At 30.9% G+C, this 908-nt stretch carries 1 protein-coding gene; it reads right to left on the reverse strand.

Going from position 1 to position 908, the window contains the following annotated elements; all coding sequences use genetic code 11:
* On the reverse strand, positions 1 to 640 hold a 640-nt coding region (locus ABDH49_09160; protein MEN3047108.1), incomplete at its 3' end, for an ABC transporter ATP-binding protein.
* Positions 641 to 908: the final 268 nt, after the last annotated feature.

Below are 908 nucleotides of genomic sequence, written 5' to 3' on the forward strand. Positions count from 1 at the left end.
CACTCTTCATATCATCTACTAATATCTTTCCCTCTTTTATAAGAATCACTCTATGAGCAAGTTTTTCTAGCTCTCCCAAATCATGAGAGGTCAATATTACGCTTTTTCCTTTCTGATTTAAATCAAGAATTAATTCTCTCATATTTTTTCGAGAAATAGGATCAAGCCCACTCATAGGTTCATCCAAAACTAAGAGATCTGGATTTTTCAAAAGAGCTAAAAGAAAACTTAGTTTTCTTTTTGTCCCTTTAGAATAAGTATAGACCTTTTGAGACAGAAAATCTAAAATTCCTAACTTCTCTGCATAAACTTCAATATCATTTTTTTCTACTCCTCTTCCAAGAAGTTCAGCATATATCTTTATATTCTCCCATCCTGAATACTTTTCCCATAAAAGATCTTTCTCAAGCATTACAGAGATGATTAAATTATTAACCTTTTCTATATTCCCAGAAGTAACATTGAATATCCCTGTTAAACAGCGAAGAATAGTAGTCTTTCCTGCTCCATTTGGACCCAAAAGTGCTGTAATCTCTCCTCTTACTATATCAAAGGAAATATTTTTTAAAATTTTCTTTCCATTTATTTCTTTTGAAAGATTTCTAATAGAAATGAGTTTTTCAGAAATTCTTTTCTCCATACACATTTGTCTTCTCCTTCCCCATATGCTTTCATTAAACCTCTAACTAGACAATTATTGCAAAACCACAAATTTTCGCATTCTTTACATATTCTTTTATTTGGTGCAGGAATTTGAGAAATAATTTCGAAATACATCGAATAAGTTTGTAAAAAATTCTTTAAAGAGTTCCCAGAAAACTTTAAATTGCCTATACTCATATCTGACATTTGGCAAATTTTAACATCAAGATTAGGAGAGAGAGTTATGCCAGATCTTCCAACACCAC

The organism is Candidatus Hydrothermales bacterium, assembly GCA_039630235.1.
GTDB lineage: Bacteria > Hydrothermota > Hydrothermia > Hydrothermales > JAJRUZ01 > JBCNVI01.